This window comes from Patescibacteria group bacterium, from assembly GCA_040753135.1.
Classification (GTDB): domain Bacteria; phylum Patescibacteriota; class Minisyncoccia; order UBA6257; family Brennerbacteraceae; genus JBFMGR01.
The window spans coordinates 13,337-35,671 of record JBFMGR010000006.1 but is presented as its reverse complement, the minus strand read 5'-3'; the positions used below and the strand labels follow the sequence as shown (position 1 = coordinate 35,671).

Below are 22,335 nucleotides of genomic sequence, written 5' to 3'. Positions count from 1 at the left end.
TATAATTTTTCAAATAATACCGCTTACCCCTAACTTAGTCAATTGAATTGATTTATGTTCATAGTTTTTCTTAATCTCGTTTTTTCTTTAATTGCCATTCTTATTCTTATTGGCGTGATTATTTTTTTAATTCCAGCAGTTAGATGGCTGCCTTTTGTTCCGTCTGAAAAAGATAGAGTTGGGACAATGGTTGAATTAGCCCGGATTAAGCCCGGAGAAAAAGCAGTTGACCTTGGTTCTGGAGACGGCAGAATTGTGATTGCTTTGGCTCAGACTGGAGCCGAGGCTCATGGTTATGAGATTAACCCTCTGTTGGTTTGGTGGAGCCGTTACCGAATAAAAAGAGCCGGCTTAACTGACAAAGCTTTTATTCATCAAAAAGATTTTTGGCAAGAGGATTTATCCCAATATCAATTGGTGGTTATTTACGGAATTAGTTTTATTATGTCCCGACTGGAGAAAAAATTGACAAAAGAACTGAAGTCCGGCGCCAGAGTTGTTATTAATGACGCTGTTTTCCCTAACTTAAAATATTCTCAAAAGCAAGATAAGGTTTATCTTTACCGGATTTAGTTGCGATTGGTGGGCAGGGCGGGATTTGTCATGCCAGAGGCAGATCCGCCTTTGGCGGAAACTCGCGCCTCTTACGGTATTTCGTAAAATTTTGGTGTATCTTTACACCAACAATAAAACTTTCTGATTTTTGAGGGGTCATTTCATTGGTGGCGCATAACGCCGCCCACAATTCGGTCTCCGAAAAACCTTTGAGTTCTATTCTGGTGCCCCTGGCAGGATTTGAACCTGCACCTCTTTAGAGACAGCGGCCTAAACGCTGCGCGTCTGCCAATTCCGCCACAGGGGCGCCATAAAGATGATTTTAGCACAAAATAAACTAATCCTGGCTTTGGCCAGGATTAGTTTTCTATAACTTATAACCTGTAATCTACTGTAGAATATTGGCCACCACAGTTGGAATTGCTTTAGCAAAGATAGCGATTAATACGCCAACCGCGGCATAAATAATCATTTTGTTGGCTTTATCTGTTTTGTCCTTATCTCCCGCAGCAGTAACATAAGTAAATCCGGCATAAAGAATAAAACCAACAGCAAAAATAATTAAAATGGTAAAAACTACATCCATTACCCGGTAAATTTTTTCAATCAGTTGGTCAATGGTGCTGACGCCTGGGTCAGGCAGGGGCTGGAGAGCAAAAACCGGTAGAGCCAAAACGCTTAAAAGCGCAAAAACAATGATTTTTTTCATAATTTTTTATTTTAAATTACCTTTATTTAATTTTAGCCATTATTACAATCTTGTCAAGATAAACAATTTGTCGAGAAAATCCGTGGGCACTGGAGGGATTGAACCCCCGACCTACTGTGTGTAAAACAGTTGCTCTGCCACTGAGCTAAGTGCCCAGCTTCATTGCTATATCCTACCAATTGGTAAATTGGTAGGATATAGCATAAGAATGATTGGTAGATATTAGTAATGATTGGTAAATTAGTAGACCCCTATTGGAAATTGAACTAATTTTGAGTATGTTATACTTTTAAAAGTTTGACGTCTATTATAACATGAAAAACCACGCTAAAGTTGGCAATAAACCGGGTCGGCCAACTTACCGAACCCAGGATAGCTTTAAGTTTAGAAAATATTTGAAAATTAAAGTCTTCAAATCAAGATCTAATGTTAAAAACAGGTTATCAGACAATAAAAAAGGTCTTTAAACTGCCCCAAATCTTAAATTTCTTTGGCCATTGGCTTTCGGACAGGGAAAAACAGGAAATAATCAAAATCTTTAAAAAATCTGACGCTAATGACCAAGAGCTTTATTTAAAACTAAAGATTTATTCGCTTCTAAAAGCTCTGCAAAAGCGCCGCCGCAAAGAATTTGGCTTTTTGGTTGTATTTGGCTGGGAAAAGCAATGGCTTGAAGATTATGCCTCTTTCCCCGATGCCAGCCAAAACTTGTTTTCAGAAAAGCAGGTTTCTTTAATTAAGCTTTCTTTTGATAAGGCTTTGGAAATTTTTTCTAAACTGTCTTATTTTGACGGTGCGGTGCTGATTGGCAGAAAGGGCAATCTTGTTGCCAGCGGGGTTTATCTGGAGAATATGCAGCCCAAAGCAGTGGCAGAAAAAATGAAGCTGAAAAAAACCATTGACCTTTCCCAGGCTTTTGGTTTTGCCAAAAAAGTTCACACCCGGCATCTGGCCGGAATTGCTTGTTCTTACAAACTGCCCAAGACCACTGTTTTTGTTGTTTCGGAAGAGAGTAAGGTTTTGAGAATTTTTGAAAAAGGAAAAATTGTTTTTTCTTCTTTAAGGCAGGAATCGGCGACTGAAGATTAGTTAAAATGCCCGGCACCAGAAACTTAAGTTTTGTTTCTGGATTTAAGAGTAACATGAAAACCCATATATTTACCCAACATTAATCGGGTGACAGCGTCAATTGCCGGCAGAGTTGAGAGAAAGATTGACACCGGGCCTAAAAGCCACTGGAAAAAGAGCCAGATTTTCTCAGCTCTTGAGATCGAGCCGGGCTTTTTGGGCATTAAAACCATGGCAAAATAAGCGGTTAAGAACAAACCAATCATAGAAAACCTCATAAAAAATCCGGCAATCTGGGGCAGGTTATAAGACAAAATCGTGAATTTAAAGTTGTGTGAGCCGAGCCAAAGAGGCAGCCAGCCAAGGAAAAATAAAATAACCGAGTGGGTAGTCCAAGAATGGAATCCTTCAATAATAATAAAAGCGTGCTTGATTTTTTCTTTAAGAGAAATTTTTTTATTTTTTCTGTAGCCGTATAAAAGATAAGGAATGTTTTCTGCCCCGTAAGCCCAGCGCCGTTGTTGGACATAAAGCCGCTTAATTGTTTGCCAAAAACTGCTGCCAAAATTAGCGTCCATTCTGACCGAAAAATATAAAGGCACTACTTGCCAATCGCCATCAAAATGAAGAAAACACTGGTAAAAGATTCTTGAATCTTCAGAGATTAGATTTTCCTGCCAAAAGCCGATCTCTGTTATTGGTTTAAATCCAATTGACTGGGAAGAATAGGTGACCATTGCCTCGGGTCGGGCTTGCTGGATCATCTGCCAGAAAGTGGTTGAAAAAGCTAAGATTCTTGAAAAAACCGGCGCCTGCCAAATATTATTGGTGTACAAAGGAATTGGTTGGAAGCTGGACCGGAGCGGTTTCTGGCAGGTCAGGTAGTGATAACTTAGACAGTCAAAATATCCCGGATCAACTTGGGTGTCAGCGTCTAAAACCGTAGTAATGATGTTTTCTAAAGGAATTTTTGCCGGGTTAATGACTTTTTCTAAAACTTGCTTGCCAGTATAGGCTTCATTAGCGCCTTTACCCGCTAATTCGCCGGGCTGGTCGGGGTGAAAAGTGATTAGAAAATGGCCAAAAATAGTTTGGTATTCTTGGCGGATTTTTTCCGCGATTGGTTCAGCTTGTTTTTGTTCCCGTTTTTCAAAACCAACGACAACAATCATCTGTGAGACTGGGTAGCCGGAGTTTTTTAATGCTTCAAGCGAATCTCTTAGAACCGGATAAGGCTCTTTATAGGTTGGCAAAATCACTAATTGCCAGAGCTGGTTTAATGATTTTAGGTTTGGCAGGGTTAGTCGAGGGAAAGATAGGGATTCTATCTTTTTTCTCCAGCTTATTTTTTGGTTCGTTTTTGTCTTTCTGAATCCAGAGAAAAGCAGAAAAGTGAAATAAATTGTTCTTAAAAACCAGAACAAAACAAAAATAATCAGAAAAAAAGAGGTTTGTTCTGGAAAAAATTTGGCGCTAAGGATAAACAGAATTAGCGTCCCCCAGGCAAGCAGACCAGGCAGCATTTCGTAAAATCGGAAAATTCGCCTTTCTTTTTTGTCTTTAAGCTCAAAAGGCCTGGCTAAACGTAAATAAGATTTTTCTTCTACTGTCATTTTCAGCAGCCCCAACGGGATTCGAACCCGTGTTTTCGCCGTGAAAGGGCGATGTCCTAGGCCAGGCTAGACGATAGGGCCAGATGATAAATTACTAATTCCTAATTTCTAATTACCAATTCTTAAAATTAGATTTTAGATTACAGAATAATTTGCAATTTACAATTATCAATTTTCAGAGAATAACCATAGCCTGCGGTTATTTTATCAGAAATTCAGATGATTTGCTATAATCTATCTATGATTATTTTGGGAATTGAGACAAGTTGTGATGAAACTTCAGTCGCTTTTTTACAGGCAAAACAAAAACAGGATAAAGTTGAATTTGAGGTCCTGTCTAATACAATTTCCTCCCAGGTGGAGTTTCATGCTAAGTTCGGCGGCGTGGTACCGAGTCTGGCTGCCAGAAAACACTCGGAAAATATTGACAAGGTTTTTCAGCTTGCTTTCAAACAGGCAGGAATTAAGAAAAAACCGGATTTAATTGCGGTAACTAAAGGCCCGGGTTTGGCTCCGGCATTACTGGTCGGGGTTAATTTTGCCAAAGCTTTGGCTTATTTTTTAAATAAGCCATTGGTTGGGGTGAACCATTTAGAAGGGCATATTCTCTCTAACTGGCTTAAACCGATTGGAAAGAACTCCCAATTCTCGATCCCTAATTCTCAATCTTTCCCAGCTGTAGTCTTGCTTATTTCTGGCGGACATACCGAGCTGGTTTTAATGAAAGGTTTTGGCAAATATTGTCTTTTGGGCCAAACTTTAGATGATGCCGCGGGAGAGTGCTTTGACAAGGTTGCTCGTTTACTTGGCTTGGGTTATCCTGGCGGTCCGGCAATTGATAAATTAGCCAAATTGGGCAACCCCCGGGCTTTTAACTTTCCTTCTCCGTTAATTCATTCAAAAAACTATAACTTCAGCTTCTCCGGTTTAAAAACCGCGATGCTTTATTTTTTAAAGGATAATCGGTTTGATTTTTCTAACAGAAAAATAAACAGAAAGACAAAAAAAATCCAGCAAGACATTACTGCTTCATTTCAGGAAGCCGTGACCAAGGTTTTAATCAAAAAAACCCTGAAAGCAGCAGAAGAGTTTAAAGCAAAGCAGATTTTTGTTTGCGGCGGCGTCGCGGCCAATACTTATTTAAAAGCCAGTTTTTTGGAAAAATCAGAAAAAGTCCCGGTTAAGTTTCCGGAAAAGGATTACATTACCGACAATGCGGCCATGATCGCTGCGGCTGGTTTTTTTCATCCTCAACCAGCGAAAAATCCGCTTGAACTCGAAGTTGAAGCCAATCTACGGCTGGGTTAAAATAAAAAAACCATGACTAAAAAAGAGTTAGCGAAAAGATTTGATTTTCAAACTGAAGAAGAAAAGCTTTATCAGCTTTGGGAAAGCAGGCAAGTTTTTATTCCGGCAACTGACAAAACAAAAAAACCGTTTACGATTATCTTGCCTCTGCCCAATGCCAATGATTCAATGCATATCGGCCACGCGATGTTTGTAATCCAGGACATTTTGACGAGATACCATATAATGAGGGGTGATCCGACTCTCTGGCTGCCTGGCGCGGATCATGCGGGAATGGAAACCCAGTTTGTTTTTGAAAAAAAATTAGCCGAGCAAGGGAAAAGCCGGTTTGATTATGACCGAGAAACACTTTTCCAGTTGCTCCATGATTTTGTTGAAAAGAACCGGTTGGTTAATAAAGACCAGTTAAAGCGGCTTGGCTTTGCTCTGGATTGGTCTCGTTATCATTACAGCCTGGAGCCGGAGATCGTTGAGATGGTTTTAGAGACATTTAGAAAGCTCCACCATGACAACTTGGTTTATCGGGGCGAGAGAATTGTTCATTATTGCCCAAAATGCGGCACTTCTTTTTCTGATTTGGAAGTTAACTACCAAGAGCAAAAAGACGAGCTTTATTATTTAGATTATGGCCCGGTAATGATTGCCACCACCCGGCCGGAAACTATTTTTGCTGATGTGGCCGTGGCAATCCATCCTAAACATAAAGACAAAAAATCTTTGCTGGAGCAAAAGGCGGTTATCCCGATTATTAATAAAGAAATTCCGATTATAGAAGACGAGCTGGTTGATCCTGAATTCGGCACCGGCGCTTTAAAAATAACTCCGGGCCATGATCCGGTTGATTTTGAGATTGGCCGAAAGCATAACCTTAAGACTATTTCAGTGATAGACAGGAACGGCAAGATGATTAATGTTCCGGGAAAATACCTGTCTTTGGTTGCAATCCAGGCAAGAGAGGCAGTGGTCAAAGACCTGGAACAGTCCGGAAAATTAATCAAAAAAGAGCCCTTAATTCATTCGGTCGGGTTTTGCTACCGCTGCGGCACGATAATTGAGCCGGCAGTTTTTCCCCAGTGGTTTGTTAAGACCAAGCCCTTGGCAGAAAAAGCGATTCAGGCGGTTAAAACCGGGCAGACAAAGATTTTTCCGAAAAAGCGTTTTGAAAAAATGTACTTTGACTGGATGGAAAATATTAGGGATTGGAATATCTCCCGCCAGGTTGTCTGGGGGCCAAGAATTCCGGCTTGGTATTGTTTAGACTGCAATGGTTCAATTGAGCTTAATTTTTTGAGTCGGGACAAAAAAAGGATTTTTGGCTTTTATCAAAACTTGAAAAAAGATTTTTCTTTTGAGGAGATTGTTGCTGGTTTGCAGTCTTTAACCGCGCCCCCCAATGTCAGTTATCAGTTAGAAATCGGAGTTTGTCAAACCTGCGGCGGCAAACATTTAATTCAAGAGACCGATACTTTTGACACCTGGTTTTTAAGCGGCCAATGGCCGGTCAGCACCCTAAAATCAAAACCGGGAGACTTGGAATATTTTTATCCAACCAGTGTTTTAGATACGCTTTGGGATATTTTGTTTTTTTGGGTTGGGAGAATGATGATGCTCTGTATTTATCTAACCGGAAAAGTTCCTTTTGAGCTTGTTCATCTCCATGCTCGGGTAGTTGATAAGTTTGGCAAAAAAATGAGCAAAAGCAAGGGCAATGTGATTGATCCTCTGGTAATGGTTAACCAATACGGCGCTGACGCTTTGCGCTTAGCTTTAGTTTTGGGCGTTGGTCCGGCCAGCGATGTTTCTTTGAGTGACGAAAAAGTTAAAGGAATGAGGAATTTTGCCACTAAACTTTGGAATATCGGCAGGTTCATTTTGATGGGTTTGGCAGATAGCTCGCCGGCTGATTTTAGCGGAGAAATTAAAAATTTAAAACAAGAAGACAAGAAAATTATTACCTCTTTAGACAATTTGGTTAAGCAAACAACAAGAAATCTTGATGCTTTCAGGTTCGGCCAAGCTGCCGAGAATTTGTACCAGTTTGTTTGGCACGAATTTGCCGATGTTTATGTTGAACAGGCCAAGCCGAGAATAAAGTCCGGGGACAAAACTGTTATTTCGGTTCTTTTGCGGGTTTACTCAACCTGCCTTAAGCTGCTGCATCCGTTTATGCCGTTTGTTACTGAAGCAATCTGGCAATCAATTTTTGCTGAAAAAGATTCAGTCTTAACCAAAGAAAAATGGCCAAGCGCCAAGGTATAAAACTTAACGCAGAATAATGAATTTTGAATTAAGAATTATGTTAAACTTTACTAGTTAGCGCTTTTTGTTTATTATGCTTTATTCATAATTCATTATTCTTTATTCGCCTTACCGTGTTTGCTTTTTTAATCATTGGTCTAAGCGTTTTGCCGAATTTTATCTGGCTTTTATTTTATTTGAAGCAAGATCCCCATCCAGAGCCGCGGCCGCTTTTGCTTTTAGCTTTTTTCTTGGGCATTTTTTCTACCGTTTTTGCCTTAGGCGCCGGAGTTTTATTGCTGCGGCTTTTTGAGTTTAGCGGCATGGAAAAGCAGGCAGTTCAAAATTCATTTTGGTTTATGTTTTTAGGCGTTGCTTTAGTTGAAGAGCTGTTTAAGTTTTTAATGGCTTATTTGTTTTTACGCCGGAATCCGGTTTTTGATGAGCCGGTTGATGCGGTTATTTATTTGGTGGTAATTGCCTTGGGGTTTGCTTTTGTTGAGAATATAATTTATTTGGTTTCTGTTTTTAACCAATACAGCGGCAGTTTTTCCCAAGTAGTTTATTTTCTGACCTTGCGCTTTGTTGGAGCCAATTTTCTTCATTCTTTAGCTTCCGGCTTGGTTGGTTATTTTTGGGCGATCGGAATTATCAAGCACCGGCCGAAAAAATTTATCTTTTTAGGAATAGGTTTGGCCAGCTTAATCCACGCTTTGTTTAATTTTTTAGTGATTAAATTCGGCATGCCTTTTTATGCCGGCGCAGTTTTTCTGTTATTTATTTTGGCTTTATTTTTGCTTCGAGACGCTGAAACCTTGCGTCAGCTGGGCCGGCCAGCCACTTTGGTGGTTTATTCGCCTGATTATTTAGCTAAAGAATCGCGAAGTCGGGATCAGGATCAAAACCAAAACAAGAATGAAACTATGCTATAATAAACTAAATTAATTAATCTTTTAATTATGTTTGGTAAGCGCAAAAAACAAACAAATCAAGATACTGCTTTAGAACCGCAAGAAGAAAATAATTTTTTAACTGATTCGGATTCAATTGGCGAATTGACAATAGATGTTTATCAGACTCCGGATGAAATTGTGATTGAATCGCCGATTGCCGGGGTTAAATCCGATGATATTGATGTCCATATTGAAAACGATATGATTACGATTCGGGGCAAGAGAGAAAAGCAAGAAAAGATTGAGGAGAAAGATTATTTTTATCAAGAGTGTTATTGGGGCAGTTTTTCCCGAACCGTTGCTTTACCGACTAATGAAGTTGATATTGACAAAGCCCAAGCAGACATGGAAGACGGCGTTTTGAAAATCAGGATTCCTAAGATAGAGCGGAAAAAGTCAAAAAAGCTTAAAATTGCTTCAAAAGAGGAGTAGTTTAATTTAAAAGCCGCCCAATTAAAACGGGGCGGCTTTTAACAAGAAAGCGCCTGCTTTGGCTTAATCTTGTTTTTTGTCAATGCTTTTAAGGCGATTAAAATCCAGATCAGCTGCAAGAAGACTATTGGCCAAGCGTTTTTAGAAAACGCATTCAAACCAACAAACAAAGCGCCAAAAATATTAAGCAATTGGTACTTTTTGTTAGTTTCTTCTATTTTGTCAGTTTGGAGCAGATAATAAGCGAAAATAATCAAACCTGAACCAACCCAGCCGATAATTTCTATTAAAATTTCCATGGTGCCCCCGTCAGGATTCGAACCCGAAATTCTTGATCCGAAGTCAAGCGTGATTTCCGTTTCACCACGAGGGCGGAGCGGTGTCCATTTTCTTTTCGGTTTAGGATTTAAAGTTTATATTATATAATCATTTTATGGGAAAAACATTAAAAATTCCATCAGAAATAATCAGTCTTGCAGAGAAGCTGAATCAAGCCGGTTTTTCTGTTTACTTAGTTGGTGGTTGCGTTCGGGATTTGCTTTTAAAACGCGAACCGAAAGATTGGGATATTGCCACCAACGCTTTGCCAGCGCAGATTCAGAAAATCTTTCCTGATAGCGTTTATGAAAATCAGTTTGGTACGGTTGGAATTAAGACTAAATCAGGGAACTTTTCTTTGAAAATAATTGAGATTACTACTTTTCGGATTGAAGGTAAATATTCTGATAAGCGCCATCCGGATAAGATAAAGTTTAGTCAGACAATTGAACAGGACCTGGCCCGGCGCGACTTTACTATCAACGCGATTGCGTTAAACCTTGCCGAGCTTAAGGAATTAGAAATTGGAAATTCTCTGGCTGCGCCAGATTTCGCGCAGCGAGAGAAATTGGAAATTAATCTTGTTGATCCATATAATGGTCAAGAAGATTTGAAAAATAAAATTATCAAGGCGGTTGGCGACCCCAATCAAAGATTTCAAGAAGACGCTTTGCGCTTAATTCGGGCAGTCAGGTTTGCGGTTGAGATAGGTTTTACAATTGAAAAGCAAACTGAACAGGCAATCAAAAAAAATGCCGGATTGTTAAAAATAATTGCCAAAGAAAGAATCCGGGACGAACTGGTCAAGATTTTAATGATTAGAGAGGCTAAAACCGGAATTGAGCTTTTAGAAAAAATGAATTTGCTTGAATCAATTATGCCTGAACTGCGCCAAGGCATTGGCATAAGCCAGAATCTTCATCATATTTATTCGGTTTGGGAGCATAATCTTTTATCTTTAGATTATGCGGCGAAAAAAGATTTTTCTTTAGAGCTAAGATTAGCGGCTTTGCTGCATGATGTTGGCAAACCGAAAACAAAAAGGGGTCAGGGTAAATACGCGACTTTTCATGGCCATGAAGCGGTTGGGGCAAAAATGGCAAAGATAATTTTAACTAGATTGTGTTTTCCCAAAGAATTGATTAACAAAGTCGTCCACCTGGTTCGTTATCATCTGTTTTATTATAATGTCGGTGAAGTAACTGAAGCCGGAGTGAGAAGATTTATCAGCCGGGTTGGGATTGAAAATATTGATGATTTGATTAAACTTAGGCAAGCAGACCGGATTGGTTCAGGCGTACCCAAAGCAGTGCCATACAAGCTCCGGCACCTGCTGTTTATGATTGAGAAAGTCAGGCGCGATCCGGTTTCAGCCAAGATGTTGAAAATTGACGGCAACCAGATAATTGAGATTTTAAAAATTCCGCCCGGGCCCAAAATCGGCTGGATCTTGGCTATTTTACTTGATGAAGCAATGGAAGACCCGAAAAAAAATACTGGAAATTATCTTGAAGAAAGAGTAAAACAATTAGGAGAGTTAACCGATAAAGAGCTGGAGAAAATGGCTCAATCAGCTCGGGAACGGAAAGAAGAGTTTGAATCAGGCGTAGAAGCAAAAATGAAATCTAAATTTTATGTAAAATAGGCTCAAGATTGTTTCCGGAGTTTAAAGAATAAATTGAGCGCAACGCAGTTTGCCTTGCTGTGGCGGGACGAAACAGGCTGTCTCGCGCTGGATAAAACGGGGTATGGGGTAATGGCAGCCCGCAGCTTTCGGGTAGCTGTAGTCCCAGTTCGAATCTGGGTACTCCGACTGGTAAACAAATAAGCCGGGTGCCCGGCTTATTTGTTTGTTGTAATTGGCTTAGTTTATACTTTAAAATAGAACAACAGAAAAACGCGACCCGGGAAGCGTTAAAAAAATCTCAAAACAACTATTTTGAGGGATTGAGAAAAAAACCCTTCAGGAAAAAGAGAGCTTTTTTCTTCCATGGAGTTTTGGCAATTAAAAATCCAGCTGTTTTAAGCAGGATTTTTAATTTTTAACAAAGTTTAACCCTCTAGTTGGTCAATGATTTTTTTGAAAACTTCTGGCTGGGTTTCAGCAATTTCAGCCAAGACCTTTCTGTCAATTTCTATCTGCTGTTTTTTTAACAAATTAATGAATTTTGAATAAGTTAAACCCAGTTCTTTGACTGCGGCATTGAGTTTGACCTGCCAGATTCGGCGATTAACTCGCTTTTTCTTTTTTCTGTCCTGATAAGCATGGGTCCAGGCATGAAGCAGGGCTTCGCGGGCCGCCCGCTCTTTTGATTTTCTGCCCGAATAAAAGCCCCTAGTGTATTTTAGAAGTTTTTTCCGTTTTTTCGTGGCGACTTTGCCCCGTTTAACTCTGGTCATAATTGTTTTAAATTAAATTAAAGTTTGCCAGTATATTCTTTAACTGCTCTTTTGATTGTTGGGCTCTGGGATTTTTTGTTTTTCCTTTTTTTTCTTCTCGTATTGGGATCATCTTTGGATTTGAAATGCCCTAACTGGGCCTTGCGATGAAGGACCTTTTTCTTTTTGGTTATCCTGATTCTTTTATTGATTAATTTGCTGGTTTTTTCCATTTTTATATTTTGATTAGAACTGCTTGGGGACCGCGCGGACCCTGTCCTTGTTGAATGGTCTTGGTTTGAATTTCAAGAGATTGGATAAATTCTTTTAATTTTTTTTCTGCCTCTGTTCTCCTGCTTCGTTCTCTGCCCCTTAGAAAAATCTCAATCTGAACCCGGTAGCCTTGATCTAAAAATTTTTTCACCTGTTTGGCTTTAGTTTCCAAATCATGGGCCTGGGTCGCCAATTTTAATCTGACGGTTTTAGAAGCGTCTTTTCTTTGTTTTTCCCTTTGTTTTTTTTCTGATTTCTGCTGCTGGTATAAATATTTTCCCAGATCAGCGATCTTGGCAATCGTTTCTTTCGGAGTTTCGGCAACCTGGATTAGGCTTAACCCTTTTTCTTTTGCCAGAGCAATTGCTTTTTCAGTTTGAACAATGCCTAGATTTTCTCCGGTTTCGCCAATTAGCCTTACTTTTGGGGATTTAATTAGCTCGTTAGTAATTGCTTTTGGCTGGGGTTTTCTCGGTGGCTTTCTGAATCTTTTTACCAATGTTTTTTAGTCAATTATATGAAGATATTATCAGACCTTGGACTTTAATTCAAGCACTTAAGCAAGGTTAGAATCATGAACCATCTAAGGAAGTGAGACTTCTTTAGATTTTTCTGAATTAAACCTAATTTTAGGATTGTTTGATTAGGTTAAATCTCCTGAAGCAAGACAATTGCTTTGGTTTGGGTTAAAATAGTCTTGATGTCAGTGTTTGCAGAAAACAAAAAAGCATTTTTTGATTATGAGATTCTGGATAAGTTTGAATCCGGCATTGTTTTGTTTGGTTTTGAGGTCAAAGCCGCTAGGGCCGGCCGGGCAGACTTAACTGAAAGTTATATAAAAATTAGGTCTGACAATAGAGCGGTTTTAATCAATGCCAAGATTTATCCGCTCCAGCCTTTAAATGTTTATCAGGATTACAAAATTAATCGGACCAGACAACTACTTTTGGCTAAAAAAGAAATTAAAAATCTTTTAGGCAAGATTCAGGAAAAGAGATTGACAGCAGTGCCATTAAAATTGTATAATAAGAAGAATCTGATTAAGCTGGAGTTCGGTTTAGCCAAAAGCAAACGCCGGTTTGAAAAGCGCGAGCAGTTAAGGAAAAAAGCAGTTGAGCGGGAGATTGAAAGAACCTTAACAAGCAAACCCTAATTTCTCCGCCAGGGGCGGATCCGCCTTGGGCGGACAATTTCTAATTTCTAAATAATAGCGAAATTCAAAGTTCTAAACTTTTGATTTTGAGTTTAGGGATTGGAATTTATTTAGGATTTTCCCACAAAGGCGGATCAGCCTCTGGCTGAAGAATTTTGGATTTAGGATTTTTATTTTTGGGGATGCCGGGCTTTGACATTGGTTTTGCTGAAGTCTGGGCAGGCCGGGGAATTCTGTCTCCCCCGTTAAACAACCGGAAAACAAAAATAAATGCCAATTTCGGCGTTCCTGCAATGGCAGTTGCTTAAACTTGCCTAGCAGATTTCTTCTTATTTAAGAGGACGTCTTCTCCGCTGATTCTCAATAAGCGGAGACAGGCGTAAAAATATTGAGATAGGAAACAATTTTGCTTGAAGATTCGTTTCTGAAATTCAGTCAAGCTCGTAAAAACAAGGTTGGTTTGCTTTCCTGTTTTTACCAAAATAAAAGCAAGACTACGCCTGTAGAACAGTTTTGGTAAAAAGCCAATGGACGTGGGTTCAACTCCCACCATCTCCACTCGACTCGTTTTTAGAGGAAGAGGGCGTAACCTTTCGGGTTTGTTATTAAGAGAAGATTAAAGGACTTGACGAGTTTAAAAGAGGTTATTGGCAATTTTTGGCCAACACAGATTTTGGGCGTTATCGCCCTTCTTTTTGTTGGATTTGCGCTTCAAAGTAAAGAACGCAAACAGATATTGCGGCGCCAAAGCCTTGGATCTTTTATTTTTGCGGTTCACTATTGGCTGCTTTCAGCTTATACCGGCGCGATTATGAGTTTGGTTGTCGCGTTTAGGAATCTAGTTTTTGATAAAAAATCTGAAAAGCAGTGGGCCAGGAATCGTTTTTGGCTGTATTCTTTTATGGCTTTTTCGGTTATGACGCTGTTGTTTTCGTGGCGCGGCCCAGAAAGCGTTTTTCCTGTATTAGGCGTGATTATTGGTACATCTGCGGTTTGGCAAACCAAGCCGGTCAATATTCGGTTTTATATGTTGCTTGCTGCCTTAGCCTGGATTCCATACACACTTATTGTTCATTCTTATTCGGGCTTTTTTGCCCAGATTTTGGGAATCGGTTTTATTGTTTTTGGCGTCTGGCGTTTTGATACAAGAAAAGAAGCCAAGACTAAAGAGCCCTTGTCGTTTTTGTGAAGTATGATAAAATAATGTTAATTATGTTTTCTCCTCGGATTATTTCAAGAATTAGAATTATTGCCGAATTAGCGGGGAGTTTTTGATTTTATTTAATTATTTTAGTTAACAGTAAAAACTCTCCAATTCGGAGAGTTTTTTGGTAGAATTAAACTTAATGCTTTATACTTAATACTTGTTTATGTTAGCTTCCGAATTTTTAAAATCTGAATTAGAAAAACTGGTTAAAAAAAACTTGCCTGAAGCAAAGTTGGGGGATTTTTCTGTGTCTGTTTCGGAGCGGCCGGAGTTTGGCGACTATACTACGAATTTAGCTTTTGTTTTGGCTAAACAAACAAAACAATCGCCGTTTTTGGTTGCAGAGGATACCAAGAAAGATTTAGCCAATTTGGATAAATATTTTTCTAAAATAGAAGTAAAAAACGGCTATATTAATTTTTTCTTAAGCCCTGATTTTCTTCTTAAAATCTTAGAAACAAGCCCGGAAAAGTTATTAAAAGCCAAAAAGAAAAAAAGGGTCATTATTGATTATTCCAGTCCCAATATTGGTAAACAGCTTTCCATTGCCCATATTCGGTCAACGATTATCGGCGACGCTTTGGCCAGGATCTATGGATTTTTGGGCTGGCAGGTAATCTCTGACAATCATTTAGGCGACTGGGGCATGCTGGCCGGCAGACTAATTGCTGCTTACAAAAAATATTCAAAAACTTCTTTAGCAAAACTGACAATTGAACAGATGAATCAGCTTTATGTTAAGTTCACCGGTTCAGAAAAAGACAATCCCGAGTTGACCGAATCGGCTAAGCAAGAGACTGTTAAGCTTCAAAATCAAGACAAAGAAAATTTAGCCATCTGGAAAGCGCTTTTAAAAAATAGCATTAAAGAGTTTGAAAAACATTATCAGCTTTTAGGAATTCGGAAGTTTGATTATTACCACGGCGAGAGCTTTTATCAGAAGATTGCGGAAAAACTGGTTAATGATTTTCAAAAAAAAGGTTGGGCTGAATCAAGCCAGGGTGCAGTGATCATTGATTTAGCGGATAAGAGTCTGCCAGCGCTGATGATTCAGAAATCAGACCAAGCGTTTTTATACGCGACCAACGATCTGGCAACAATTATTTATCGGGAAAAACAGTTTAAGCCGGATTTAGTTTTATACGTGGTGGCTAATGAACAGGCGCTTTATTTTGAGCAGCTTTTTACTGCAGTAAAAAAGTTTAATCTGGCGCCAAAAACCAAGTTGGTTCATGTTAAGTTTGGCATGCTGTTGGGCCAAGATAAAAAAAAGCTTTCGACTCGAAGCGGCCGGTCAATTCTTTTAGAAGAAGTTCTTGGTCAGGCAATCTCTCGGGCAAAAAAAATCGCCAAGCATAAAAATCCTGAACTGTCGGAAAAAAGATTAAATAAAATCGCCCGAATCGTCGGGATTAATGCGGCCAAATATAATGATCTCTGTCAGAACCGGAACACCGATATTGTTTTTGATTGGGACAAAATGCTCTCTCTTGAAGGCAACAGCGGGCCTTACCTCCAGTATACTTATGTCCGGCTTTCAAATATTTTAAGAAGAGCCCGGTTCAGAAAAATAAAACTGGCGAAAAAAGACTTAACTCTTTTTTCCGAAGACGAAACAGCAATCTTAAGAAAACTGGTTCAGTTTCCTGAAGCGGTTAAGCAATCAGCTGAAGAGTATCTGCCCAACCTGATTGCCAGCTATGTTTTTGAGTTAGCTAATCTGGCGAATTCTTTTTACGAGAAATATCCGGTTTTGAAAGCAGAAAGAAAGTTAAGAAAAGCCAGGCTAATCTTGGTTTTTAAAGTTGCCGAAACGATCAAAACTTGCTTATCTTTATTTGGCATCGAGGTTTTGGACAGGATATGAGAATAGCGCCATCGGATGTTTTTAATAAGCGATTATAAACATACGAATTTAGAATTAAAAAATTAAACACTAAATAAACACCAATGGGAAAACCAGATTTATCTCAACCTAAGAAAACCGTTAATCAAAACCTGTCCCGGATTGAAGAAGAAATTTTAACATTCTGGGAAAAGGAAAGGATTTTTGTCAAACTCCAGAACTCAAAAAGAAAGAAAAAATTCATTTTTTATGAAGGTCCGCCCACTGCTAATGCCGGACCCGGGTTTCATCATGTGATTGCTCGGGTTTTTAAGGATGTTATCTGCCGCTACCGGGAATTAAAAGGCGATTTGGTTTTAAGAAAAGCCGGCTGGGATACTCATGGCTTGCCGGTAGAGCTGCAAGTGGAAAAGCAGATTGGCACCAAAACAAAATCCGACATAGAGAATTTTGGCGTGGCTAAGTTTAATCAGCTTTGCCAGAAATCAGTTTGGGAGTTTAAACAGCTTTGGGATAAATTCACTAAAAGAATTGGTTATTGGCTTGACTTAGACAATCCTTATATCACTTATGACCCAAAATATATAGAAACTTGCTGGTGGATTTTAAAAAAGATCTGGCAAAAAAACTTGCTTGATCAAGATTATAAAGTGGTTCCTTATTGCGCTCGCTGCGGCACCGCCTTGGCTTCGCATGAAGTGGCTTTAGGATATCAAGATGTTGAAGAAATGTCTGTCTATCTGAAGTTTAGAGTTCAGAATTTGGATGTCGGACGTTTGACAGCTGGTATCCGAAATCCAGTTTTTCTTTTAGCCTGGACAACAACCCCATGGACTTTGCCGGGTAACGTGGCTTTAGCAGTGCATCCGGAGCTGGATTATGTTTTTGTTAAAACCGAAACCGGCGAGGTTTATATTTTAGCCAAGAATCGTCTTAGTGTTTTGGAAGCGGGGAGTAAAGTTTTAAAAGGGGTCAAAGGAAAGGATCTAGTTGGTTTGCGCTATGAGCCGATGTTTAATTATCTTGTTAAGGCAAATCCGAAAAACATTGAAAATGCCTTTAAAGTTTACCCAGCAGAGTTTGCTACTGATGAAGACGGCACCGGCATTGTCCACACCGCAGTGATGTACGGTGAAGATGATTTTAATCTGGGCAAAGAATTTAATCTGCCATTTATTCATACGGTTGAATCAGACGGCAGATTCTCCAATTTGGTTTCTGATTGGTCTGGCATCTGGGTTAAACAAGCCGATCCATTGATTCGGGAAAAATTGAAGCAGGAAAACAAGCTTTTTAAAGAAGAAAAAATCACTCATACTTATCCATTTTGCTGGCGTTGTCAGACACCATTGCTTTATTACGCTCGGGATTCTTGGTTTATTAAGACAAGCGAGATAAAAGACCGGTTGATTGCTAACAACGACAAAATTCATTGGGAACCAGAGTATTTAAAGCAGGGCCGGTTTGGCGAGTGGTTAAGGGAAAATAAGGATTGGGCTTTATCCAGGGAGCGATACTGGGGCACGCCTTTGCCAATCTGGGTTTGTGAAAGCAATCCCGAACATCTTTTTGTTGCCGGTTCGTTAAAAGATTTAACCGATCAGGCAATTTTAAAAAACAATTACTGGCTAATGCGTCATGGCCAAGCAGAGTCAAATCAAAAAAATATTCATATTGATTTTTCTGCTGATAAAAAAGAACCAGCCCATCTGACAAAATTGGGCAGGGGAGGGGTTGAAAGGGCGGCAGAGAAATTCTCGGGCCAGAATTTTGATTTAATCTTTGCTTCTGATTTAACCCGGATAAAAGAAACAATAGCGATTCTTAAAAAATTCTTTCCCCAAACAAAGGTAATCTATGACAAACGTTTAAGAGAAATAAATGCCGGGTTTTTGAACGGCCAGGATTATGATAAGTTTTATGGCTTTTATGGCGGCAAAGACTGGTTTAAGAAAAAACCGGAAAACGGCGAAAGCTTTGAAGAAGTTTATCAGCGGGCCGGAGAAGCTTTTCTGGAGCTGGAAAAAAAATACTCCGGCAAAAATATCTTAGTCGTGGCTCATGGCGCGGTTTTAAAGATGCTCAACGCTTGGTTGGCTAATCTTGAACCCAAGTCAGAAGCTTTAAAAGAATTTAGCTTAGCTGAATTCAGGCAATTTAATTCTTCAGCTTTACCAAAAAACGAGCAGGGCGAGACAGATCTGCATCGGCCTTATGTTGATGAGATTTGTTTAAGGTGTCGAGACTGTAACGGAAAAATGTCCCGGGTTAAAGAGGTGATTGATGTTTGGTTTGATTCCGGAGCAATGCCTTTGGCCCAGTTCCATTTTCCTTTTGACCAGATTAAGCCGAACCAGGATCCGAATAAAGTGAATTACCGCTCTCTAATTAAAAAAAATTATCCTTATCCAGCTGATTATATTTCCGAGGCAATTGATCAGACTCGGGGCTGGTTTTACACTTTGTTAGCAATCTCAACCCTGTTAGATCTGGGGCCGTCTTATCTGAATGTGGTTTCAATTGCCCATGTTCTTGATGCTCAAGGCGAAAAGATGTCCAAATCAAAAGGCAATACGGTTGATCCCTGGGAGATGTTTGACAGATACGGCGCTGATGCTTTGCGCTGGTACTTTTATACGGTTAACTCTCCGGGTGAGTACAAAAAGTTTTCTGAACAGGGTTTAAAAATCTCGGCCCAAGAACTGATGATAGTTCTGAATGTCTTAAGATTTTTCGAGTTTTACGCCCCAGAGAATCTTAAGCCAAATTTAAAGCCGCAGGATTTTTTGGACGAGTGGATTTTAGAAAAATTGGCTTTGCTTGCTAAACAGGTTGACCGGTATCTGTCTGAATATAGAATCTTTGAGGCCGCTCGTTCGGTTCAGGGTTTTATTGACGATCTGTCCCGCTGGTATCTGCGCCGGTCAAGAAAAAAATTCCAAAAACCGGATTCGGAAAAAGATTTAATCCAAACATCCGAGTTTTTTGGCTCATTGCTTTTGGAGTTTGCCAAAATTTTAGCGCCGTTCACTCCGTTTTTGGCTGATTATCTCTGGCAAAGAGTTAGCGCCAGATTCCAAGGAGTTTATTCTTTAAGCGTTCATTTGGACCTTTGGCCAAAAATAAAGCAAATGGCAAGTAGCAAATCGCTAATTGAGGAAATGGCGCAGGTAAGAAAAATTGCTGAGCAAGGATTAGCTTTACGCGCCAAAGCCGGAATTAAAGTTAGGCAGCCATTATCAGCTCTTGAAATTTTGAAAACGAAAATCTCTGAAGAGGGAAAAAGCATTTTAATGGAGGAGTTAAATGTTAAAGAAGTAAAAAATGTTGAAGTTTTTTCATCAGGGATTGTTTCTGAAGAAAATGTTGGTTTGAACACGCAGATAACTGAAGAATTGAAACAGGAGGGTTGGCAAAGGGAGTTGTTGCGTTTGATTCAAGAAGCCCGCCAGCAAGCTGGCCTGATGCCTCAAGACCAAATCAGTCTTTATCTGGATCTGCCACCAGAGCTTGGTTTTATTAAAGACAATGTTAGTAAATTCCAGCAGGAAGTTGGCGCAGTTAAATTAGAGTTTTCTCGCCAACCAACTGATTTTGAAAAACAGGCTGAGATTGAAAGCAATCAGGTTTGGATCGGAATCAAGAAATAAGTCAAAAAGTCAAAATTAAAATTAAAAATTTAAGATGGTTAATCCGCAGAAACAATATGTAAAATTGATAAAGTTGCTTGATGACAACAGTGTTGAGTATAAGCTTTTTGAACACCGAGTAGCCTTAACTTATGAAGATCTGGCCGTGGTTCAAAAAGAGACCGGATTCTTTGGCACCGAGGGGAAATGCATGGTCTTAAAAACAGACAATGATTTTATTGTTTATATAACTCTGCAGGGCAAGAGAATAAATATGGATGTCGTTAAAAAAGTTCTAGATGTTTCTAAAATAAGATTAGCCATCCCAGAAGAATTAAAAGAAACTTTCGGTACAGAACCCGGCTGTGCTTATCCATTTGGGTTTGACGAAGACATTAAAATTTTCATCGATCCTGATATCTACAAACAAGAGTGGTTTTTATTTAGTCCGGTTTTGCCGACAAGAACAGTTCAAGTAAGGGGTGTTGATTTAAAAAAAGTCTTTGATAACTTAAAAAATTCTGTACAAGAAGTAACAGATTGGAACCAATAATTTTATGCCTTATATACCATTGAATGATTTTGAAAAATTAGACCTTCGGGTGGCAAAGATTATTGCCGCAGAAAAACTGGAAAATACCGATAATCTGCTCCGGTTAGAGCTGGATTTAGGCAATAAGGAATGGCGCCAGATCGTCTCTGGAATTGCTAAGGATTATTCGCCCGAAGAACTGGTTGGCAAGGAAATTATCTTGGTTGCCAATCTTGAATCAAAAACAATCAAGGGAATTGAATCCCAAGGCATGCTTTTGGCAGTAGAAGATAAAGATAAGGGGATTGTTTTGCTTGTCCCAGACAAAGGAGTTGAGCCTGGGTTGAAAATCAGCTAAATCCGAAACCCCATTTTCTCTTTAACTTCAGCCAAAGTTGCCGCCGCAGTTTTTCTGACCCCCTCTGAATCTTGACTTAACTGGCTGGTTAACTGGTTGGTGTTTTTGATTAGCTCAAAATATTTTTTCTGGACTGGTTCAAGTTTTTGGACCAATAACTCCGCTAATTTAGTTTTGAATTCAGCATAAGAGCTTTGGCTGAATTTTTTTTCTAAGGCTTTTATGTTTTCCCCGGAAAATTCAGCAAAGACGGTTAAAAGATTGGCAATAGCCGGTTTTTTTATTGGGTCAAACCTGATATCTTTGTCTGAATCAGTCATTGCTTTTTTGATTTTTCTGGTTATTTCTTTAGCTGGGTCAAGCAGAAGGATTGAGCCGTCCGGGTCCGCGTCTGATTTAGACATTTTTTTATTGGGATTTTGTAAAGATTTAATTCGGGCCGAATTCTTTCCTAACACCAAGGCCTTGGGCAAGGGAAAGGTTCGGCCGAATTTTTTATTAAACTTGTCAGCAATAAATCTGGTTAACTCAACATGTTGGACTTGGTCTTCACCAACCGGCACTGCTTCAACTTTATAAAGCAGAATGTCTGCTGCCATTAGCACTGGGTACAAAAGCAACCCGGCATTGGCTGGCGCGCCTTCTTGCCGCTTCTCTTTATACTGGGTCATTCGTTCCAGCTCGCCCATTGGCGTGATTGTTTCCAACAGCCAAGCCAATTCTGAATGCTCTGGGATTTTTGATTGGAGAAAAATTTTTGCTTTCTTATTGTCTAATCCCAAAGCTAAGTAAATGGCGTAAGCGCTTAAAACTGATTGGGAAAATTTTTTCGGCTCGTAAGGCGTAGTAATTCCGTGCAGGTCAGCAATGAAAAAATAGCATTCATTGTTTTCCTGAAGCCGGATAAACTGTTTTATGGCGCCGATATAATTGGCAATTGTTAGTTCGCCTGACGGCCTGATTCCGGAAACGATTTTCATATCATTTGTTCTTAATTTAATTTTACTTCTTAATTTGGTTAATGGCAATGTTTTTGAGAGGATGCGATGACGTTAACGCTATTCGCATATACTAAAAAACTCCTCTGGCGAGGAGTCGGGGACTATAAACAAAATAAGCTCTAACGCCAGAGTTTTTGAATCCTTGCTTGTCGCCAATTTCTTATTAACATAACTGATACTAATATACTAATGGCACGAATGATACTAATTGGTTCATTGATTCATTAGTATTTTTAATTGATTATCTTTATAGATTTTAGCATAAAAAATCCTAAATTAGTATGATTCTATTAGAAATTAAAAATTGGGAATTGGGAATTATATTGCTTACTACTTAATGCTTGGGCTTGCCATTTGCTACTTGCCATGTTAAGATTAGCTTTGAAATGGTTGCTTTAGCCAGAATTCTTCTTCGTTTGATTGCCAATTTTGTTGGCTTGCAACTGGCAATAAATTATATTGCCGGAGTCTTTTTTGGCGGCAGTTTTATGGATTTAGCCAAAGCCGCGACAATCATTACTTTGTTAAATCTGTTAGTCAAGCCGTTTTTAGAGTTTATCTTAGCGCCGTTTGTGTTTATTACTTTGGGGCTGTTTGGCTTGGTGATTAACGCTTTAATGCTTTGGCTAACCACTTATTGGGCGCCCCAATTGACTTTTTCCGGTTATGGCGCTTTACTCTGGACAACTTTGATTATTACTTTTATTAACTATCTATTTGATATTGTTGAAAAAGCCAAAGAATAAACTTGTCCTAAGGCTAG

The 22,335-nt window shown here is 39.3% G+C and carries 21 protein-coding genes, 5 tRNA genes and 1 other RNA gene; 16 read left to right on the top strand and 11 right to left on the bottom strand.

The window, feature by feature from the left end:
• Positions 1–54: 54 nt before the first annotated feature.
• Entirely contained in the window at positions 55–573 is a 519-nt protein-coding gene (locus AB1721_02250; GenBank protein MEW5805519.1) for a 50S ribosomal protein L11 methyltransferase, read from the top strand.
• Positions 574–777: 204 nt separating this feature from the next.
• On the opposite strand, the gene AB1721_02245 is transcribed toward AB1721_02250, so the two are convergent.
• The 3 genes from AB1721_02245 to AB1721_02235 all read right to left on the bottom strand — a co-directional run bounded on the left by AB1721_02245 (position 778) and on the right by AB1721_02235 (position 1,419).
• Positions 778–862, bottom strand: a tRNA-Leu gene (locus AB1721_02245).
• A gap of 81 nt (positions 863–943) precedes the next feature.
• Positions 944–1,264: a hypothetical protein gene (locus AB1721_02240; protein ID MEW5805518.1), complete on the bottom strand. Its 321-nt coding sequence runs from the start codon at positions 1,262–1,264 to the stop codon at positions 944–946.
• Between the two features lie 83 nt (positions 1,265–1,347).
• Positions 1,348–1,419 (bottom strand) — tRNA-Val (locus AB1721_02235).
• Between the two features lie 271 nt (positions 1,420–1,690).
• Here AB1721_02235 and AB1721_02230 point away from each other — a divergent pair.
• Positions 1,691–2,353 carry a diadenylate cyclase gene (locus AB1721_02230; GenBank protein MEW5805517.1) on the top strand — a complete coding sequence of 221 codons (663 nt, stop codon included), beginning with the start codon at positions 1,691–1,693 and terminating at the stop codon, positions 2,351–2,353.
• A gap of 23 nt (positions 2,354–2,376) precedes the next feature.
• Here the strand turns inward: AB1721_02230 and AB1721_02225 are convergent, their stop codons facing one another.
• Both AB1721_02225 and AB1721_02220 read right to left on the bottom strand, forming a co-directional pair.
• Complete coding sequence (locus AB1721_02225) at positions 2,377–3,945, bottom strand: glycosyltransferase family 2 protein (GenBank protein MEW5805516.1); 1,569 nt, start codon at positions 3,943–3,945, stop codon at positions 2,377–2,379.
• A gap of 6 nt (positions 3,946–3,951) precedes the next feature.
• A tRNA-Glu gene (locus AB1721_02220) sits at positions 3,952–4,026 on the bottom strand.
• A 159-nt stretch (positions 4,027–4,185) separates the two neighbouring features.
• Here AB1721_02220 and tsaD point away from each other — a divergent pair.
• The 4 genes from tsaD to AB1721_02200 all read left to right on the top strand — a co-directional run bounded on the left by tsaD (position 4,186) and on the right by AB1721_02200 (position 8,876).
• Positions 4,186–5,253: a tRNA (adenosine(37)-N6)-threonylcarbamoyltransferase complex transferase subunit TsaD gene (gene tsaD, locus AB1721_02215; GenBank protein MEW5805515.1), complete on the top strand. Its 1,068-nt coding sequence runs from the start codon at positions 4,186–4,188 to the stop codon at positions 5,251–5,253.
• A gap of 12 nt (positions 5,254–5,265) precedes the next feature.
• Positions 5,266–7,512, top strand: a complete 2,247-nt coding sequence (locus tag AB1721_02210; protein ID MEW5805514.1) for a valine--tRNA ligase — start codon at positions 5,266–5,268, stop codon at positions 7,510–7,512.
• 113 nt (positions 7,513–7,625) lie between these two features.
• Positions 7,626–8,423 carry a PrsW family intramembrane metalloprotease gene (locus AB1721_02205; GenBank protein MEW5805513.1) on the top strand — a complete coding sequence of 266 codons (798 nt, stop codon included), beginning with the start codon at positions 7,626–7,628 and terminating at the stop codon, positions 8,421–8,423.
• Between the two features lie 27 nt (positions 8,424–8,450).
• Positions 8,451–8,876: an Hsp20/alpha crystallin family protein gene (locus tag AB1721_02200; protein ID MEW5805512.1), complete on the top strand. Its 426-nt coding sequence runs from the start codon at positions 8,451–8,453 to the stop codon at positions 8,874–8,876.
• Between the two features lie 38 nt (positions 8,877–8,914).
• On the opposite strand, the gene AB1721_02195 is transcribed toward AB1721_02200, so the two are convergent.
• Positions 8,915–9,175: a hypothetical protein gene (locus tag AB1721_02195; protein MEW5805511.1), complete on the bottom strand. Its 261-nt coding sequence runs from the start codon at positions 9,173–9,175 to the stop codon at positions 8,915–8,917.
• A tRNA-Arg gene (locus tag AB1721_02190) sits at positions 9,175–9,249 on the bottom strand. The genes AB1721_02195 and AB1721_02190 overlap by 1 nt, the downstream gene beginning before the upstream one ends.
• Positions 9,250–9,309: 60 nt before the next feature.
• Between AB1721_02190 and AB1721_02185 the strand changes: the two genes are divergently transcribed.
• Together AB1721_02185 and AB1721_02180 are read left to right on the top strand one after the other, a co-directional pair.
• Complete coding sequence (locus AB1721_02185; protein ID MEW5805510.1) at positions 9,310–10,839, top strand: HD domain-containing protein; 1,530 nt, start codon at positions 9,310–9,312, stop codon at positions 10,837–10,839.
• 97 nt (positions 10,840–10,936) lie between these two features.
• A tRNA-Pro gene (locus AB1721_02180) sits at positions 10,937–11,007 on the top strand.
• Positions 11,008–11,246: 239 nt separating this feature from the next.
• Here the strand turns inward: AB1721_02180 and rplT are convergent.
• From rplT to infC, 3 genes are read right to left on the bottom strand one after another with little or no spacing between them, the layout of a single operon-like run.
• Positions 11,247–11,594: a 50S ribosomal protein L20 gene (rplT, locus tag AB1721_02175; protein ID MEW5805509.1), complete on the bottom strand. Its 348-nt coding sequence runs from the start codon at positions 11,592–11,594 to the stop codon at positions 11,247–11,249.
• A gap of 17 nt (positions 11,595–11,611) precedes the next feature.
• Positions 11,612–11,806 (bottom strand): hypothetical protein, encoded by a 195-nt coding sequence (locus tag AB1721_02170; protein MEW5805508.1) that lies wholly within the window; start codon positions 11,804–11,806, stop codon positions 11,612–11,614.
• A gap of 2 nt (positions 11,807–11,808) precedes the next feature.
• Positions 11,809–12,345 (bottom strand): translation initiation factor IF-3, encoded by a 537-nt coding sequence (gene infC, locus AB1721_02165; GenBank protein MEW5805507.1) that lies wholly within the window; start codon positions 12,343–12,345, stop codon positions 11,809–11,811.
• Positions 12,346–12,546: 201 nt separating this feature from the next.
• On the opposite strand from infC, the gene smpB reads away from it, so the two are divergent.
• The 7 genes from smpB to metG all read left to right on the top strand — a co-directional run bounded on the left by smpB (position 12,547) and on the right by metG (position 20,571).
• The gene (gene smpB / locus AB1721_02160) at positions 12,547–12,999 is read left to right on the top strand and encodes an SsrA-binding protein SmpB (protein ID MEW5805506.1); all 453 of its coding nucleotides are present in this window, start codon (positions 12,547–12,549) and stop codon (positions 12,997–12,999) included.
• A 178-nt stretch (positions 13,000–13,177) separates the two neighbouring features.
• Positions 13,178–13,560, top strand: a transfer-messenger RNA (tmRNA) gene (ssrA, locus tag AB1721_02155).
• 64 nt (positions 13,561–13,624) lie between these two features.
• A complete protein-coding gene (locus AB1721_02150; protein ID MEW5805505.1) occupies positions 13,625–14,188 on the top strand; it encodes a YgjV family protein in 564 nt (187 codons plus the stop codon).
• 181 nt (positions 14,189–14,369) lie between these two features.
• Positions 14,370–16,073, top strand: a complete 1,704-nt coding sequence (argS, locus tag AB1721_02145; protein MEW5805504.1) for an arginine--tRNA ligase — start codon at positions 14,370–14,372, stop codon at positions 16,071–16,073.
• An 83-nt stretch (positions 16,074–16,156) separates the two neighbouring features.
• Positions 16,157–19,702 (top strand): class I tRNA ligase family protein, encoded by a 3,546-nt coding sequence (locus AB1721_02140; GenBank protein ID MEW5805503.1) that lies wholly within the window; start codon positions 16,157–16,159, stop codon positions 19,700–19,702.
• Between the two features lie 34 nt (positions 19,703–19,736).
• Positions 19,737–20,234: a YbaK/EbsC family protein gene (locus AB1721_02135; GenBank protein ID MEW5805502.1), complete on the top strand. Its 498-nt coding sequence runs from the start codon at positions 19,737–19,739 to the stop codon at positions 20,232–20,234.
• Positions 20,235–20,238: 4 nt separating this feature from the next.
• Positions 20,239–20,571 (top strand): methionine--tRNA ligase subunit beta, encoded by a 333-nt coding sequence (gene metG, locus AB1721_02130; protein MEW5805501.1) that lies wholly within the window; start codon positions 20,239–20,241, stop codon positions 20,569–20,571.
• On the opposite strand, the gene trpS is transcribed toward metG, so the two are convergent.
• A complete protein-coding gene (gene trpS / locus AB1721_02125; protein MEW5805500.1) occupies positions 20,568–21,551 on the bottom strand; it encodes a tryptophan--tRNA ligase in 984 nt (327 codons plus the stop codon). The genes metG and trpS overlap by 4 nt on opposite strands.
• Positions 21,552–21,958: 407 nt before the next feature.
• Here trpS and AB1721_02120 point away from each other — a divergent pair, with 407 nt between their 5' ends.
• Positions 21,959–22,318, top strand: coding sequence for a phage holin family protein (locus AB1721_02120; protein MEW5805499.1), 360 nt, complete (start codon positions 21,959–21,961; stop codon positions 22,316–22,318).
• Positions 22,319–22,335 lie beyond the last annotated feature (17 nt).